The sequence below is a fragment of the Clostridium collagenovorans DSM 3089 genome (assembly GCF_900130005.1).
In the GTDB taxonomy this organism is placed as follows: Bacteria; Bacillota; Clostridia; order Clostridiales; family Clostridiaceae; genus Clostridium_D; species Clostridium_D collagenovorans.
Window position 1 is genome coordinate 36694 of the sequence record NZ_FQXP01000007.1, and the last position, 18425, is coordinate 55118.

Annotated in this window: 15 protein-coding genes and 1 pseudogene; 4 read left to right on the plus strand and 12 right to left on the minus strand. The window is 27.1% G+C overall.

Annotated features, from left to right (window positions below; all coding sequences use genetic code 11):
* Window positions 1-511: 511 nt before the first annotated feature.
* Entirely contained in the window at window positions 512-1474 is a 963-nt protein-coding gene (locus tag BUA48_RS09735) for a calcium/sodium antiporter (RefSeq protein ID WP_072831873.1), read from the minus strand.
* Between the two features lie 349 nt (window positions 1475-1823).
* Between BUA48_RS09735 and BUA48_RS09740 the strand changes: the two genes are divergently transcribed.
* Window positions 1824-2801 carry a polysaccharide deacetylase family protein gene (locus BUA48_RS09740; protein ID WP_072831874.1) on the plus strand — a complete coding sequence of 326 codons (978 nt, stop codon included), beginning with the start codon at window positions 1824-1826 and terminating at the stop codon, window positions 2799-2801.
* Window positions 2802-3103: 302 nt separating this feature from the next.
* Here the strand turns inward: BUA48_RS09740 and BUA48_RS09745 are convergent, their stop codons facing one another.
* Entirely contained in the window at window positions 3104-4930 is a 1827-nt protein-coding gene (locus BUA48_RS09745) for an ABC transporter ATP-binding protein (RefSeq protein ID WP_072831875.1), read from the minus strand.
* A gap of 16 nt (window positions 4931-4946) precedes the next feature.
* Window positions 4947-6680 carry an ABC transporter ATP-binding protein gene (locus BUA48_RS09750; protein WP_072831876.1) on the minus strand — a complete coding sequence of 578 codons (1734 nt, stop codon included), beginning with the start codon at window positions 6678-6680 and terminating at the stop codon, window positions 4947-4949.
* A gap of 510 nt (window positions 6681-7190) precedes the next feature.
* Here BUA48_RS09750 and BUA48_RS15590 point away from each other — a divergent pair.
* Window positions 7191-7352, plus strand: a complete 162-nt coding sequence (locus BUA48_RS15590; RefSeq protein WP_178138970.1) for a hypothetical protein — start codon at window positions 7191-7193, stop codon at window positions 7350-7352.
* Between the two features lie 185 nt (window positions 7353-7537).
* Here the strand turns inward: BUA48_RS15590 and BUA48_RS09755 are convergent, their stop codons facing one another.
* Complete coding sequence (locus BUA48_RS09755) at window positions 7538-7825, minus strand: hypothetical protein (protein WP_072831877.1); 288 nt, start codon at window positions 7823-7825, stop codon at window positions 7538-7540.
* Between the two features lie 340 nt (window positions 7826-8165).
* Between BUA48_RS09755 and BUA48_RS15915 the strand changes: the two genes are divergently transcribed.
* Both BUA48_RS15915 and BUA48_RS16050 read left to right on the plus strand, forming a co-directional pair.
* Window positions 8166-8294: a hypothetical protein gene (locus BUA48_RS15915; RefSeq protein ID WP_278336837.1), complete on the plus strand. Its 129-nt coding sequence runs from the start codon at window positions 8166-8168 to the stop codon at window positions 8292-8294.
* A 480-nt stretch (window positions 8295-8774) separates the two neighbouring features.
* Window positions 8775-8927 (plus strand): transposase, encoded by a 153-nt coding sequence (locus BUA48_RS16050; RefSeq protein WP_479723200.1) that lies wholly within the window; start codon window positions 8775-8777, stop codon window positions 8925-8927.
* A 21-nt stretch (window positions 8928-8948) separates the two neighbouring features.
* Here the strand turns inward: BUA48_RS16050 and tnpA are convergent.
* The 8 genes and pseudogenes from tnpA to BUA48_RS15810 form a co-directional block, all read right to left on the minus strand.
* Window positions 8949-9347, minus strand: a pseudogene (gene tnpA, locus BUA48_RS09760) (IS200/IS605 family transposase); the annotation flags it as partial.
* A gap of 226 nt (window positions 9348-9573) precedes the next feature.
* The gene (locus BUA48_RS15595) at window positions 9574-9729 is read right to left on the minus strand and encodes a hypothetical protein (protein WP_178138971.1); all 156 of its coding nucleotides are present in this window, start codon (window positions 9727-9729) and stop codon (window positions 9574-9576) included.
* 15 nt (window positions 9730-9744) lie between these two features.
* Entirely contained in the window at window positions 9745-11370 is a 1626-nt protein-coding gene (locus BUA48_RS09765) for an ABC transporter ATP-binding protein (RefSeq protein ID WP_072831878.1), read from the minus strand.
* 15 nt (window positions 11371-11385) lie between these two features.
* Window positions 11386-12606, minus strand: coding sequence for a hypothetical protein (locus BUA48_RS09770; RefSeq protein WP_072831879.1), 1221 nt, complete (start codon window positions 12604-12606; stop codon window positions 11386-11388).
* Between the two features lie 17 nt (window positions 12607-12623).
* The gene (locus BUA48_RS09775) at window positions 12624-13997 is read right to left on the minus strand and encodes a radical SAM protein (protein ID WP_084666231.1); all 1374 of its coding nucleotides are present in this window, start codon (window positions 13995-13997) and stop codon (window positions 12624-12626) included.
* Between the two features lie 1916 nt (window positions 13998-15913).
* Window positions 15914-16084 carry a hypothetical protein gene (locus BUA48_RS15600; protein ID WP_178138972.1) on the minus strand — a complete coding sequence of 57 codons (171 nt, stop codon included), beginning with the start codon at window positions 16082-16084 and terminating at the stop codon, window positions 15914-15916.
* A gap of 487 nt (window positions 16085-16571) precedes the next feature.
* Window positions 16572-16817, minus strand: coding sequence for a transposase (locus BUA48_RS15805; protein ID WP_341465247.1), 246 nt, complete (start codon window positions 16815-16817; stop codon window positions 16572-16574).
* Complete coding sequence (locus BUA48_RS15810) at window positions 16708-17256, minus strand: hypothetical protein (RefSeq protein WP_072831881.1); 549 nt, start codon at window positions 17254-17256, stop codon at window positions 16708-16710. The genes BUA48_RS15805 and BUA48_RS15810 overlap by 110 nt, the downstream gene beginning before the upstream one ends.
* Window positions 17257-18425 lie beyond the last annotated feature (1169 nt).

Consider the following 18425-nt stretch of genomic DNA (forward strand, 5'->3'; position numbering starts at 1 on the left):
TAAAACACCTTAACTCTTATCCCTATTTTTTTGTGAAAACAACAAAAATAGTAACCACAAAACTAATTGTAGTTACTATTTTTCTTTAATATTATAAATATATTTTCAGTATCAAGACTATGTTTTTAAGTATTATCTCTATAATTTTACTATGTTACTTCAGTCTTATTTCAATATTATCACAATCTTATTGCTACATTGTGTCTATCTTATTGCTATATTATCACTATGTTGTTTCAGCATTATATCTATAACATTACAATTTATTTCTGTTTTATATCTATATTACTTCAGTATCCTGTCTGTATTACTCAGCATTAACACTATGTTATTTCAACATTAAACCGATAATACTGCATCCTACCTCAACATTGTATCAATATTATCACAATCTTATTTCTACATTGTGTCTATCTTATTGCTATATTACCACTATGTTGCTTCAACCTTATATCAATAAAGTTTCTATACTACTTCATAACCAAAGTAACTATCTCAATATTCTATCTAACTAGTTTCTCATTATTATGTAAACTGTATAAGCTATGTATAAAGCCACAAATAATATACCTTCCTTTTTGCTTAGAACCTTTTCTTGTGACTTTCTATTGAAGAATATAATTCCAATCATAAGTAAAGTGATTCCTATAAGGAATATAAAATCCATTGCTAAACTTGGTGATACTGCAATAGGATTGATTCCTGAAGATACCCCTAGGATAAGTAAAATATTAAAGGTATTTGATCCTAAAACATTTCCTAGTGCTATATCATTTTCCTTCTTCAATACAGCTACAACTGATGTTACTAATTCAGGAAGTGATGTTCCTATAGCAACTATTGTTAATCCTACAAGCTTCTCACTCATGCCTAAGGATAATGCTATTTCCTTTGCTGAATCTACTACTATTTGACCCCCAAATACTATACCTGCTACACCTACTATAGATATAATCACCTTTGGTAATACCTTTATATTAGCAGCCTCCTCGTCCACACATACCTCTGGATTATTTCTAGCACTTATGACTATATAAGCCATATAAGAAATACATAAAATTAAAAGTATAATTCCATCTCCTCTAGAGATAATGTCTTCACCAGCTCCTAATAATCCATCAAAAGCCATAACAAATAATATCAAGGTAATTATAAGATTTACTGCAAAATCCTTAACCACAGGTGCCTTTTTAATTATTAATGGTGCTAATATAGACGAAACACCTAAAACAACTAAGGTATTAAATATATTAGAACCTAGAACGTTTCCTATTGCTATTCCATTGTTCCCCTGTATTGAGGAAATTGTGCTAATTGCAAGCTCTGGAGCACTTGTTCCAAGTGAAACTATTGTAAGACCTACAACCATTGCTGGTATACCCATCTTCTTAGCAATAGCTGCTGCTCCATCTACAAAGAAATCTGCACCCTTTATTAAAAGCACAAATCCAACTATTAAAAGTATATAATTCATCTTCATTCTCCTTCGTAATGTTTTCCGTAAACATATATAATCCTATAATGTCTTTGCAAATATGCTCACAAATAAAATTTTATCTTATTAAGTTTATTCCTACAATGTTATATTTGCTTAAAGTATGTTAAATTTACTTAACATAACTTTAATTTCTAAATATATTCAGATTAACTAAAGCCATCAATCCCTAAATATACTCTTTTAAATTCTTAACGATTTTTATTTTTATATACATTTTCCTTAAAGAAATAAATTACCAATACCTCATTGTATATGCAAGGTTTTGTTGTATAATTATAGTAATTTATATATCTTGATTAATTCATGAAGGAGGTTATTAGCTGTTATGAAAAAAAGAAGTTTATCATTGTTATTAGTTTTAGTATTATCCTTAAGTTTTACAGCATGTAATAAAAATGATACACCTAAGGATGTAGAAAATAAGCCTAATGTAACAGACAAAGATAATAAGAAGGAACCTACTACCCCTCCTGCTACTCCTCCACCAGCTGGAGAAGTTGATAAGCCAACAGGAGACTCTTCTAATAATGAAGAGCCTCCTAAGACTGAAATTCCTAAGGAAGATGATAAAAATCCCTCTACTGAACCGAGTAATCTTAAGTATGACTTAGCTTCCTTAGATAAAACAAGATATTCATGGTACTTTTACCCTAATACACCTAGAGAAGCTGATAAATACAAAGAAAAGTACGATTTATATTATGAAGGAAATAAATCTAATAAAGAATTATATTTAACCTTTGATTGCGGATACGAAAATGGAATAACCCCTAAGATTCTAGATATCTTAAAAGAAAACAATATTAAAGCAGCATTTTTCATTACCTCAGCTTACCTTAAAAGTTCACCTGACTTAGTTAAAAGAATGATTGCTGAGGGACATATTGTTGGAAATCACAGCGAAGATCATCCTTCAATGGTAGATAAAGCTGTGGAGGGTAGAGATGCTAGTTATTATCAACTTGAATCATTGGACAAGAAGTTCCAAGCAGTTGTAGGTAAGCCAATAGATAGATTCTTTAGACCACCAATGGGTGAATTCAGTGAAGCATCCTTAGCTTTAACCAAGGAACTTGGTTATAAATCAATCTTTTGGGCTAATGCTTATAAGGATTATGATGTAAATAATCAACCTGATCCTGAGGAATCTAAAAAGCTACTAAAAGGTAGAACCGATAATGGAGATATTTTATTACTCCACGCAGTTTCTAAAACCAACTCCATTATTTTGCAGGACCTTATTAATGATTGGCGTGCAGAAGGATATGTTTTTAAATCCTTAGACCAATTACCTAAGTATTAATAAAAAGCTGCACCCTGCTATTATTAAATGACCTAAATCATTAAAATACTTAGCTACAGTGCAGCTTTACTCTTACTTTTTAGTTTTTCTCTACTATCTTAAATCTTTTAATTTTTTTCTATATTTTAAAGCTTTCCCACTATTCTATCTCTTTAAGACATCTTAATTGTTCTTTTTCACCTATTCTTTTATCTTTAAACTCTCTTCCTATCTTCTGTCTCTTTAAAACACTTACTTATTTTCTATTTTCAAACCTAGGATTCAAGCTCTTCTCTCTTACCCTTTACCTAAGCAATCCTTTATCAGCATATTTTATTTATTGTACATAGGTTGTAGTAAGTTCCTTGTTCTCTTACTAATTCTTCATGACTTCCACATTCTATTATTCTTCCATCATCTATTACCATTATCATGTCGGAATCCTTTATTGTACTTAGCCTGTGAGCTATAATAAAGCTTGTTCTACCCTTCATTAAGTTCAGCATTGCTTGTTGTATCTTAAGCTCTGTTCTTGTATCTACATTACTTGTTGCCTCATCTAGTATTAAGATAGGCGTGTCTGATAAAACAGCTCTTGCTATGGCTAGAAGCTGCTTCTGTCCTGCACTTAAACTACTTCCGCCTTCTAATATTTCCGTATCATATCCCTTTGGCAATCTAGCTATAAAACTATGGGCATTAGCTATTTTAGATGCTCTCATAATCTCTTCTTCAGTGGCATCAGGTTTTCCGTATTTTATATTATCCTTTATAGTCCCTGAAAATAAATAGGTATCTTGAAGCACTATGCCAAAGACTTTCCTTAAACTTTCCCTTGTATAATCTCTTATGTCTACACCATCTATTGTTATACTTCCCTTAGAAATTTCATAAAACCTTGAAAGCAAGTTAACTATAGTAGTTTTCCCTGAGCCTGTAGCACCTACAATGGCAACAGAGGTTCCTGGTCTTACTTTAAAGTTTATATCCTTAAGAACTTGATCTTTATCATTATATCCAAAGTAAATATCCTTAAACTCAACCTCTCCCCTTACTTCCTTAAGTTCCTTTGCACCTTCCTTATCTATTATCTCTTCCTCTTCATCTAATAATTCAAATACACGCTCTGCTCCAGCCACAGCTGATTGAAGAGTGTTAAATATATTAGCTATCTCATTTAAAGGTCTTACAAACTGTCTGCTATAACTTAAAAATGAAGCTATAACACCTAAGGTTATATAACCCTTAATAGCTAGTGTTCCCCCTACCATTGCCACCGTTGCAAAACTAAGGTTGTTTATAACATTCATTAAAGGCATTAACAGTCCTGACCATACCTGTGCCTTAAATCCAACATTTTTATAATCTTCATTTAACTTTTCAAATTCTGATATTATCTTTTCTTCATGATTAAAAGCTTTGATTACATCTAAACCTGAAATGCTCTCCTCTATTTGAGAATTCAATGCTCCTAAGGTATCCTGTTGTCCCTTAAAATACACCTTTGTTTTACTAGCTATAGTTCTAGTTAATATAAATATAAGTGGTACGGAAATCAAACTAGCAACCGTTAATAAAGGACTTAAAATTACCATCATAACAAAGGAACCAACTATTGATATGGCACTGTTCATAAGCTGTACTACTGATGAAGAAATTGTACTACTTAATATATCAATATCATTAGTAAGTCTACTCATTATGTCCCCATGAAAACTCCTATCAAAGTAAGACATAGGAAGTACTTGTAGCTTATCAAAGAATATTTTACGGATATTCTTTACTATTCTTTGAGCTATTCCAGCCATGGTTAAACCTTGTATTAAATTCATTGAAGCATCAATTATATAAATAAGCATTAAGATTCCTATTACCCAAAGTAGCTTGTTAAACTCTACAGCATTAGGCCCTACAGATAAAATATCCACAGCCTTACCTATTAAATAAGGCACAAGTAATAGTAAATTAACACTTAAAAATACTAATATAAAAACTACTATAAATAGTTTCTTCTCTTTTCCAAACATTCCCCAAAGCCGTTTAAGAGTCTTTCTTAAATTCTTTGGCTTTTGGTTTCCTCTCATAAATCTATTCCCGCCCAATTGTTTACCTGGTCCATTAAAAGCTCTACTTTTATTATTGTATTGCATAATCTCCCCTCCTTTCTTAGCTTGCTACAGTTTTAGATCCTACTTGAGATTTATAAATATCCTTATAAACATCACACTGCTTCATAAGTTCTTCATGTTTGCCCAAGCCAACTATTTCTCCCTCATCTAAAACTATAATCTCATCTGCATCCATAACTGAAGTTATTCTCTGGGCAATAATTACAGTTGTTAACCCCTGTGCATATTCCTTTAAATCAGCTCTTATTTGAAACTCTGTAGCTGTATCAACTGCTGAAGTTGAATCATCTAATATTAAAATCTCAGGCTTCTTTATAAGAGCCCTTGCAATAGATAATCTTTGCTTTTGACCACCAGATAAATTAGTACCACTTTGTCCAATTCTTGATTCATATCCATCCTTAAATTTACTTATAAATTCATGTGCTGATGATATTTTACATACCTCAATTATTTCTTCTTCTGTGGCATCTTCCTTACCCCATCTAACGTTATCCTTAATAGTTCCTGAAAATAATACAGACCTTTGAGGCACTACTGATAATTTACTTCTCAGTTCATTAATAGCTATGTCTCTTACATCAACTCCATCAAGTAATATACATCCCTCATTTACATCATAAAACCTAGCAGTTAAATTAACCAAGCTAGTCTTACCGCTTCCAGTTGAACCTATTATGCCAAGAGTCTCCCCCTTACCTACATGGAAGGAAATATTTCTAAGCACTGGCTCACCTTTAAGACCTGAATAAGAAAAGCTAACATTCTTAAACTCTAAGTCTCCACTTAAATCATGCTCTATTACTCTTTTAATATCCTCTTTTATAGTTGGACTTTCTGAAAAGACCTGAGCTATACGAGCTAATGAAGTCTTAGCTCTAACTAAATAAGTAAAGATCATAACTAAAGACATTAAAGAAAATAATAATTGAGTCATATAATTTGTAAAAGCTATTATCTTACCAACTTCCAAGGTACCTGAATTTATTCTAACTCCTCCAAACCATAAAATAAGCACAACACCAATATTAACAATTATAGTCACTGTTGGATTAAAAATAGACATGACTCTCATAGCTCTAATTGATTGATCTGTTAATCCAGAATTTACAGCATCAAACCTCTCCCTCTCATAATCAAATCTATTAAAAGCCTTAACTACCCTAACCCCTCTTAAATACTCCCTTGTGACCATATTCATCTTGTCTATAGCCTTCTGAACCCTATTAAATAGTGGATAACCCATCTTCAAACTAATTGATACTATTACAACTATTATAGGAACAATAGTTATAAGTATTAAAGACAACTTAAAATCCATTCTTATAGCCATAATAATAGCGCCAATCCCAATTAAAGGCGCTCTAACAAAGAATCGCATTAATCCGTAAGTAAATTGTTGAACATTACTCACATCATTAGTAAGCCTAGTTATAAGAGATGCCCTATCAAATTTATCTATATTCTCAAAGTCTAATCTCTGTATCTTCTTAAATAAATCCTCCCTAAGCTCAGCGCCAAAGTCCTGTGCAACCCTAGTTGCAACCACATTCCTCGTAACCGCAGCTATGGCACCAAACAAAGCAATGCCAAACATAATTGAGCCAAGCTTTAAAACATAATCCAAACGACCATTAGCTACCCCATCATCAACTAGTTTTGACATTATGGTAGGCTGCATAAGATCACTGGTTACTTCCAAGGTTATACAAAATATAGCCAAGAAAAATAACTTATAGTATTTCTTAATGTACTTCGTAAAAAAACTCATCTCCCCATCTCCTTATTCCATTAGTATAAAACAAATTATTTTTTACAACTTAATTTAAACTTCTAGTTCCTTTTGTCTTATTTCATTGATATTAATTAAGCTAATATAAACCTCTAAATCAAGTTGAAGTTTAGCTTTAATTATCTAGAATTCTTATGCTACATAAATTACATAAGCTAGACTTATGATTGTATATGTTACATAAATTGTACAAGTTAAGTTTACCTACCTTGTATAAATTTCAATAAAACCTCTGACAATCCTCCAAGGATATTTACCAGATAACTTAAATATACTCCACATTTTAACTAATACCTTTATTCTATTATATTTTTTTATGTTAAACTTTCATTCATGTTTTTGAGATAAATAAGTATATCTAGTACGAACACAATATTTATGATTACATAAATATATATACCTATAAATATAGGTATACTTTTTAAGTTATTAAATACATGGTATAATTTTGTAAAATTCCATAAAATTTAGAAGGTAAATTTAGATTATATGCTTAATGAAGAATATATTAAAATTGATAAAGAAAATAAAAAAGTTTTAGATAATTCTGATAACCTTCAAAAAATAGGAGAAAATTATAAGAATTTATATGAAATATCTAACCTTAAAACAAATAGAAATACTCCTCATAGCAATTTTCAATTACATTAAAGTTAATTTTAATTTTAATAATTTTAGTTAGTTTTATTCCTCTTGTAAGTACTTTTAATATAATTATTGCAGGTACATTTTTAATTCTATTGACTATGTTATATAATATTGAATGTTTAAAAAATGGTTGTAGTAAACTTAAAATATTTTTTCAAAATTTAGGCTTAATTTCTTTGTATCATATTTTATCTTTTTTGTACGTTTATTACATATATTAGCACAGTAGATAAACTAGAAAAATCTACTGCATTAGTTCTTGATTCAATTGATGCTAGCTTTATATTTGCTAATATAAAGCTGTTGCTATTATTTGTTCCTATAGCTATAGCCTCTTTTATTTCTTTTAAAAAAGGTAAGACTAACAATAATTTATTTCGTGTGTTTCTTTTAATAAATGTAATTTTATTTACTTTAACTGTAAAATAATTTCTATACTCTCCAACTGAAACCCACGAAGTTCCGCTAGAAAACATTTATAAGATAGTAGTTTTTAAGGAGAATATTCATATTTTAAAAACACCGCTGTAAAAGATATGTTTATGAAGATGATAGGACAAAATTAATTGCATGAATTATCTTGGATTTAAAATATTTCTTATATTAATCTGTAATTAGTTTAAGGTGCAGAGCTATATTTTTAAAAATTCGCATATAATCATAGCTATAGTTCCTATTGAAGTATTTCAAAATAACAATGCTAAAGAAATATTTTCAAATCTATTAAAAACAACTTCTTAAATTTACACTTTATCATACTATCTTATGTTTGTTTTTAAACTTCTTATATAAAACATAATTGAAGGAGACAGATAAATGAAATTAGAATTTACTACTTCTATGGATGACATTAAAGATGCATCGATAATCAGTAGTAAAACTAATCCAATTATAAAGAAAAAAAGAATTTTTTTTAATAGGTTTATTCTATATCAGTTATATTAATATATATTTTTTTAATTCTATATTATGAATCTAAAGTAATTTTATTCGAAAAAGACAACTTAAAAATAATTTTAATCCTTGCTATCATTTTGTTGGTATCAATACCATTATGGGATTTATATGTATTTGATAAATTATCAAATATGCTTACAAAAGAATGTCTATAAAATATGTAAAAAAACGAAATCATCTAATAGCTCCCCGTATTTTGATTTTAGACAATAATACATTAACATTAAAAATAATTGATGAAAAGTGCGAGTATGACATTGCTAATATTGAAAAAGTTCTAGAATATAAGGGTAAAATTTATATTCTAGAACTTATCTTCAATTATTGCTATAATTCCAGTTGATATATTTAAAAATGATACCGATAAAGAAATGTTTTTAAATCTATTAAAAGAGATTATTAGATATTATATAATAACCTCTCAGGCTGTAAACAAGAAAATATAATGGGTGATGAAAAATAATAAGTATAGATGATCTTGTACCAAATGATCATTTAAGCAGAAAAATAGATAAGTCTTTAGATTTAAGTTTTATATATAATAAATTTGAAGATTTATATAGACCATGCGGGAAAGAAACCATAGATCCAGTTGTGTTGATAAAAATTGTTATGATTTAATATACATTTGGAATCAGTACCACCCGTAAACGGGTCAATATATTCTTTTAAGCTCATCTGTTCATATGCTATATCTTCTTTCATTTAATTTTTTATATACTCCTCAATTGCCATTTTATTTTTATAAACTGTATTAACATAGTATGCCTTACACCAAAACAATCTATTTTCATACTTGTATTTTAAATTTGCATGTCTATTAAAAATTATTAAGGAACTTTTCTCATTAAGATATCTCATAAACTAAAAAACACTAAGTTTGAATGGTGTACTTATAAACATAGGTCTATTGATCTTTACAAGAATCGGCTTCTATTATTTCTAATCCTTTATGCTCTCAATCTTTCTTAATATTATCACAATCAATTACCTTATTTTCACACAAATTATTTATTGTCTATACTTTGGTGCAAAAACTATATGATATTTACAATTTCATTTACTATATGCTAAGTTCCTATTGTCCATTATACAACATACTTCCCTGAAATTATAGTTGAATGCGAAACCTACTATATTATAATTAGGATTTCTTTGCTTCTACTCATATCTAAGAGCTTTGTAGAAACACAAGTGTAATCTTTGGTATTCTTTATACAAAAGCTGCTGTACTAACTTTTTAGCACAACAGCTACTTATTTTTAATTTATTCTTTGAAAGTTTTATTTTTTCTATTTATATAACTATACCATATTATTAATAACATAGAAAATATATAATATAAAATTGGTATATCATAAATACTTGCAATAACTAAACTAATTGCTGAACCCAGCAATAAAATATTAGAAATAATTTTCATGTTTTCTTCACCTCCTTAATAACTATTAATTAAATCTAAGCTATATATATTATCAGCACAATCTATAATCTCTTTATCATGCGTTATTATAATAACTATTTTATCTTTTAATTCGGATAAAATTATATTCATAATAGAAGTTTTAGACGTTATGTCAATATTAGCAGTAGCTTCATCGAAAATATATACATCTGAATCTTTCAAAAGAGCCCTAGCTATAGCAATTTTTTGTATTTGCCCTCCAGAAAGATTTCTTCCTCCTTCTGCAATCATATATGATCGTCGTTGTATTTTATTAAATATAGAATCATCTAATAAAGAACATACGTATTCGAATCTCTCTTCATTTAAATTCTCATTTGCAAACTTAATATTCTCTTCTACCGTTCCTGCGAATAAAAATATTTTTTGTGAAACTATTCCTATCTTACTTCTAAGACTTTCAATATTAATACTTTTTAAATTCTTATTATTGATTATAATATCACCTTCATAGTTATCGTAAAAGCCTAATAATAATTTAATAACAGTACTCTTTCCACTTCCATTTTTTCCAGATATAACTGTTACCTCATTTTTTTTCATTTGCAAATCTAAGTTATTTATAACATTCTTATTTAAATATTTAAAATTCACAGATTTATATACAATGTTATTAATTTCTTCATTAATATTATAAACTCTAGATTCTTCTATTTCAACAGATCTTCCCATAAGTTCTGTAATTCTTTTTAGTGCAGAAATTGATGGTTGTATAGTTATTCCAAGAGTAGCGATTTGCTGAATAGGAGCATAAATAAACATTGCATATTGTGCCAATGCAAAATAATCCCCAACTGTTAAGTTCCCTTTTACAATTTCTATCCCTAGTAATAGAGCAATTATAGACGTATAGAAATTTACAATCATAGTCAGTGATTCACTACCAAATGACGAAACTTTAATCCTTTTTATTGTTTTTTTCTTAATTTTATCTATTTCTTTATTAATTTTAGAAGCACCTCTTACTTCATAATTATTTTGCTTTATTTCCATGATTCCCTGAAAACTTTCTTGAATTTTTCCATTTGCATCTGCTGTCTTTTCCATTATATCAGTTGATAAACTTTTTATTTTTTTCATTGATCTGTTAGTTATTATATAAAAAGGCACTGCAAAAACTATGACAGCAATTACTAAAATAGGACTTTGTCTAAGTATAAATACTAGTGATGCTACCCCTGTAACAAAGCTTATTATGAAAGAAAAAATGCTAGTAGAGAATATTCCTGAAAGCAGATCCACTTCACCTACTCTTGACAAAAAATATCCTAATCTATTATCATCAAAAAATGAAATCGGAAGCTTTAATATATGATTATATAAATCTTTTTTTATTTGAGATGTTAATCTTATAGATACCTTACCACTCAAAATATTACTAAACACATTTATTAATGATTTTAAAAAATAAATTAATAATAAACTAGTTGTATAAATAATAATTAATCTTATATTTCCACTTAAAATTCCCTTATCAAATATGTTTTTGCTTATTTGTGGTATCAATATTGTAATAAAACTAATTATTAATGTTAAAAATGCACTTAATAAAATTATATATTTTTCTTTTGAAAGATATTTAAAAAGGAATTTGATCATAATCCTTATCCTCCATTATTTAATTAGCTCACATAATGTTTTGCCACAAATATCTCCATTACTTAATCTTTTTTCCACTGCTCTGCAATCTGCACATGAATATTTATACTTACACTGTCTACAACTGGATATATTATCCGCGGTAAACTTCCAGTATTCTCCTATATTTTTATTTCCTTCAAATGAACTTAGTAAAGTTTTTAATTTTAAATTACTAACAACCTCATCTTTAAGACCCGGGCAAGGAATAATATCACCATCGCATGTAATAGCAATATTTCCGTTTAAACAATGATTATATGTTATAAACTCTTCAAAACCGTTATCTGGCACATATTGATTTTTCAAGTTAAGCAATTCTTTAGGATAAATATTTTCTTCAATGATAAAACTAATAGAAATATTATTTATTCCATGTGTTTTAAAAGTTTCAATAAGTTGTGGAATATATTTTTTTGAAAAATTGTCCACAACTAAATTAACGTTAATTTTGAGATTATTATTTAAGTCAAGTATATTATCTTTCAATTTATAAAGTTCTAAAAATAGATTGTTAATATTTGATTTACTTGCATCAAATACTAATATGGGATGTATATTCATTTTAATTAAATGCGGTATAAATTTATTAAATAAACTGGGATTAGATTTTATAAAAATATTTGAATTATAACCAACATTTTTGCGAAATAATTCTAAAAATTCAATTAATTTTTCATTTAATAAAAATGGATTTCCTCCATGCACAATATATTTTTTAAAATTTAATTTGGCTAATTGATTGAATAAGCTATTATAAAAATTAAAATCAATTTCTTCATCCGTTATATTTGGTAAACCACATGTTTCACAAACCTGATATTTATTCTTGTTACAATGTTCACAATATTTATCACAACCTATAGGCAATTCTATGAAACATGTACTCATAATAGGAGGATTTTCAGATTCTAATGTTATCAGTTTTCCTTGTCTATAATCTTCTATGTAATAACTAGCATCTGAGAAATATCCAATATTATTATTTTTTAGTTTAACAAGAAACGAATCAATATCAATTTTAATATGTTTTGTTTTCAATTCGTTAATAGAAGTATTTTCTGATATATCCTTTAAAATATCACTATGCTGTATATCAAAGGAGAATACCCTCCCATCTTTTAAGTTATATAATAAACTTCCGTTAAAACCCTTTACAATTTTACAATATTCGTTTTTCAAAAAATATTTACTCATTTATAGCCTCCAATAATTTACTCTATTATTTTATTAAATCCTTTTGCGTTTTCAACTATTGTCCATACCCTTGAAAATAATTTTTTTTGATAATCTATAGATTTTTTACACATATCTTCATTTTTTTTACTAAAACCACCATCTGCACTTAAAACATGACAATAACAAAAATCACATAATCTTTGTATACAGCAATTAGAACAGTCCTTCATAATTGATTGTTTATATTTAAATAGCATATCATTTATTTTATCATAACTTATCCAACTATCCACATCTCCTATAGAATGCATTTCACCAACTCTTTCACAACAGTGAATATTCCCCAAAGTATCTATTGCTAGCTTTGTTCCAGGAATGCATGCCCCAGTGTATTTCATAAATTCAGGTCTAATTTTTTTTAACTCTATATTGTTAATTCTATTTATAACACTAAAATATTCCAATCCAAAAATGTTAGTTAATAACATATCTTTTTCACCATTTATTAATTGTTTTGTGTATTCATTTCTTAATTCAGTTAATTCTTCCTTTTGCTTTTCTTTTTCTGATTTACTATATTGATCATACCAAGTTGTTCCTACAGACGATACTGGATTAACCTTTGCAATTATAGGCAGGTCTTCCTTGTTATTTTCTATAAACTCATTTAATCTTTTAAAACTTGTACCAGTATCAAATGTTATTATCATTGAGCAATAGTTTTTATAATATTCTGGTTCTAACTCTTTTATTCTCAACAGCTTCTTCATTATTATGTCATATGTACCTCCTGAGTTTGGAAATACTCGCAATCTATCATTTTCATGCTTATCCCCATTTAAACTTACGGATAAAGCAAATTTATTTTCGATTAAAAATTTAATTATATCATCATCTAGTAATACAGCATTAGTTGTAATATTAAATTTAACTTCATACGGATATATTTCTTTACATAATTCAACGGTTTTTAATATCACTTCTAAATTCATCAATGGTTCACCACCATAAAATCCTATTCTTGGTACTAAAAACGGATTATTACTTTTCACCTTTATAAATTCATCGAAATATTTTCTCACAGCCTTTTCCGCAACTTCAAATTTCATTTGTCTTTTACCATGATTCCTAGATACATCATAATTCTCTGAATAAATGCAATATTTACATCTTAAATTGCAATCTTCTGTTATCATTAAAATTAATTGCTGAAAACCATGCTTCATTAAATATCGTTCAATTTGATAGTTTGATGCATTGAAAAATTCTTCAGAATTAATCTCCTCATCCTTATAGCTTTCATCAATAGAATAGTTTTTAAAAGCTGTTTCGTAGAAATCTACATTTCCAGTTACATCATTATAAAAATACTTATTTTTATTATCAGTTTCAAATATAAATCCTCTCATTAAATAAACCCTCCATGTATGATATATGTATCATGATTAATAGAAAACCTACTACTATTCTTATTCTGATTACACAACCTAATTACTTTACTATAGTTATATATTTTACAGTATATAACACTTCAATTTTTGATATTTTCAATAATAACTTTTTATTAAACTCTCTCCTCTATACCCTAAACAACTTAGTATATATGTTGTAATAAAGTTCTTCTCAACATTTCTTACCCTTTCTAGACTAGGAAAAAATATATTATTAATAACTGATGATTCCCCCCCACATCCTCCCCTATTAGATTAAGTTCCGTACTATATGGTGGTAGAAACATTAATTCTAATCTAGCTTTATTTTCATCTCAAAATTGTTGTATTAGCTTATCATTATGCATTCCTGTATTTTCAAGAATAATTACTATTTTACCCATAGGATGCTACCTAAGAGTTATTTCTAAAAATTCTCCAAATACCTTTATTACATCATATCTTTCATGCCTTCACAATGAACTATACATGTTGGCATAGTTTAATATACCTATCAACTTAACCCCAGCATTTTACAGTAGGTGGATATCTTCTTTTGATTACCTATTATAAACTATGTCTTTTGAATAGCTTGATAACCCATAGGCATAGATTCATCTTCAAATAATATATGACCAATTTCTCCTTTAAGGTAATTTTTTAGTGCTTCAAAATTTTCTCGCTTTTTTATAAGATTTTTCATAACGTTGGTTAGTCTTGTATAACTTAAGTTATTTCTATACAAAACCTCGACTATACCTGTATGACACATAGTAAAATTAAATGCTTTAATAGCCTATTATCTTATTAATTCTATTGTCCAATTTTTCTTCATTCAAATCCAACTAGACCTAAAGTTCTGTTTATAACTATTTCTACAATCTTTTTAGTTTACTCACTATTTAATTTTGCTTTTACTCCAATACTGTTACCCATTTCTAATCCTAATAATCCATTAGTTTTATATGCTTGCCTATGTCCTATTTTTCAAGTTCATTAATTTTTTCATTATTGAACTCTTCATAGTACAGTAATAACACACTATATCTTTTATATAATCTTACATTTTTTGTTTCTTTTATAACTGCTTTTAATTCTTTTATTTCTCTCTAATTTCCATATTTCTTATTGAGCATTAATGCTTCCATAAATGCAATCTTTTCTTTTTACCAGAAATCACATTTTTATTATTTGGGATTTATATTTCATTTTTTATATCTAGAAATTTAAGTATATAAATTTAAAATGTTACAATTTATATACTTAAATCTTAACTTTGTAAGCCATTTAAGAAGTATTTATAAACATACTCATGGATAAATACGATAATCACGTAAAATATATTTTTATATTTAATTATTTTATGACATTATCAAAATTAATAATGTCATATTAGAAACTAATGTTTTAATATACTTTTTACTTAATATATCAACCATATATTAAATGTGATACTTTTTAGTATTCTTCTAAAGAGTCTACTAATATAAACCTCGCTTCCTAATAAAAATATACTTTATTTATTACTTATATGGGAAATCAAAGATGTTATTCTTTTAAAGAATGTTAACTTAAATATTCTTCTCATTAAAATTACTTTTTATAGATTATCGTAAATTTGATGTAACTATTTTATTTATATTCAAATATTATCTAATGATTTTTCTAGGTTACAAAATACCTGCCTTAATATAACCTTAAATAATCTCATTACTATATTTGATGATTCCATGATATCTGAATTCACCTTCTATATAAAAATTATTTATATGAGTTAAAAATATGTATTCTAATCTCATTAATTATTCAAGTAAAACTATTATTAAATAGTATATATTTTTCATATTTAAAAGAAAGTCAGAGAGTTCATAACTATCTGACTTTCCAATTTATAATTAGTGATCTAACATATTAGCAAAGTATAGTGATCCACTAACAACTGCTAAAGCAGTTGGTCCAGTTGCCGCTCCAGCTGCACATGCTAAAAAACAAGGCGCTGTACAAACTCCAGCACATATCCATCCATTGTAGTAAGGTGTTACCCCATTCATATTAATTTCATCCATAACCTTTTCTCCCCCCTCTATTAATTTAATATAAATTAATAATATTTGCTGATCAGCTAATTCTAGTTTAGTATATTCTTTGTAATTTTTCAACATTTTTTTCAAAAAGTTACAGTTTGTTAATTTTAATATCTATACTTAATCTGTTGTACTAGTTGATTTTTTCAAATGATATTATTAGGAAAAGCATCCACACAACAAACTCCTTCTTAATAACAATATTTTTGCTAATTTTTCCAAAAACTAAGTGTTTAATTTTAGAGATTGATCTCTTACTAAAATATAAAGAATTTATAAAGTAGCATATATTATGAACTAAGATCCTTAGGGTTAATCTAGTCATTAACCCTAGTTTAGATTTAGCAAGAACACTATTTATACTAAATTGCGAAGCAAGTTGAGAAAAAAGAGGTTTCAATTCTTCTCCCTGCTTTAGATAATAAATTACGAAACTTCTTAGAATATGGTGTTTTGCTATTTTTACGTTTTATGCAAATAGTACATTTGACTGTTCTTTAGCGATAGCTACCGCTAAATCATTACCTATATAGCATTTATCTCCAATAATACTGGTATTACTTAGAGAAGATGATAATTCAAATAGAGCATCCCTATCATCAATATTACTTATAGTAACTACAAAGTTGGTAATAAAATCTTCGGTTGTTACTAATACATGAAGCTTTATTCCAAAATAAGTTTCTTTCTTTGATGCACAATAGCGTATGTTGATATATCTTTAAAGCACTAGAAAAATACGCTCTACCAAATTTACGTACGGGAATAGGCATACTGTCTACAATTCTTACAGATGATTTAGCTAATTGAGATATCTCAACAAATTTACTTTGAATTTCTTTAATAAGTGTATATAAATTTCGTTTAGTTCTGTTAAATCTAGTTCTATCACCTATTTTAGGAAATAATTCTTTGAAATTCTTTTTCACAAAGTTAAACCAAGCATTTTCAGAGTCAATAGTTGCAATTTCACCAACTAAACTAATAGTAATAATTTCACTATCGGAAAGCTTACTTTTTGAAACATTTTTCCTATGTGTAATCTGTGAAGGATCAACTTCCTTATAAATATCATCAATAATTGTATAAGAAACTGTAAAAAAATCTTTTAAATCAGCAACGTTTTGGGTAGAATAATTAGTGAACTCTAACATATATGTCCCTCCTAGATGTTATTGTTAGTGCTTTACTTTAGGTTGGACATTTTTGCTAGAGTTTATTTCATGTAATTTTTACTAGCACAACGCGTATACTTAATAAATTTTATAATTATGACTTTACATAATTCGCACAATATAAATTTAAAGGTTATTTTACATTTATCAGTTAAATAAAGCTCAATATAACAAACTACATTTTTATAACATTATGTAAAAATATAGATATTCAGGAAAATATCTAAAAATAAACCGAGTTTATCCTTATTAATTAAGCAAAAATATTCTCAGCTTAGCAGTTGTTTCTATATTTATAACAAATATATCTGAAAATTTTATATTATACCGCTAAATACATATACAATTATAAAGAAATTTTCCTCAATCTAGAATATAGGGGTTTATTACAAATGAATTATGAATGTACAAATAAGTAACATTAGAACATTTTTATTAATTATATAAATATACCTTAAGCTATTACAAGTATTTTGATAATACTAACTTTAGCACTATAAATTTTAATTCACTTATAAAATTAACATAGAAACCTTAAAACTCTAAATAAACTTTTTAAACAAAAATTTACTAATCCAATACTCTTTTAATTGAATTGATTATAAGTAAATCAACATTATAATTTGTAAAATTTAGCATTTAAATGTAAAGTTAAGCAAGTTAGTCAAAAAATTTACATATACTATCTCTTTAAGTTTAATACTACTAATAATAACTACAGATAAAGAAAATTATTAAATTATAACTTTAAGAAAAAATATTTGCACTTTTATTTTTAATATAAAAAGCTTAATTAACATAAATAACGTTCTTAAAATTCTTAATTCGATAAATAAAAACGATCAGCACAGTAGGACTCTTCGAAACAGTGAAATGAACTATGAACGTTTATAAAAAACATTAGGTACTTTCTTGAAAATAAAAATGAATATATGTCTAATATCATAGAAATCTATTATAAACTTTTTTAAATCACTACAATACATAAATATTCATATATTTAACTATAAAATCTCAATAAAAATCCACAAAACTACACACTAAAACTTTTAGTCTATTAAGATTAATTTTTGAAACATACTCTTTTATCTAAAAATGTTATATAAATAGTTTAGTGGAAAAAATATAAAATTTCAATAGTAAACTTG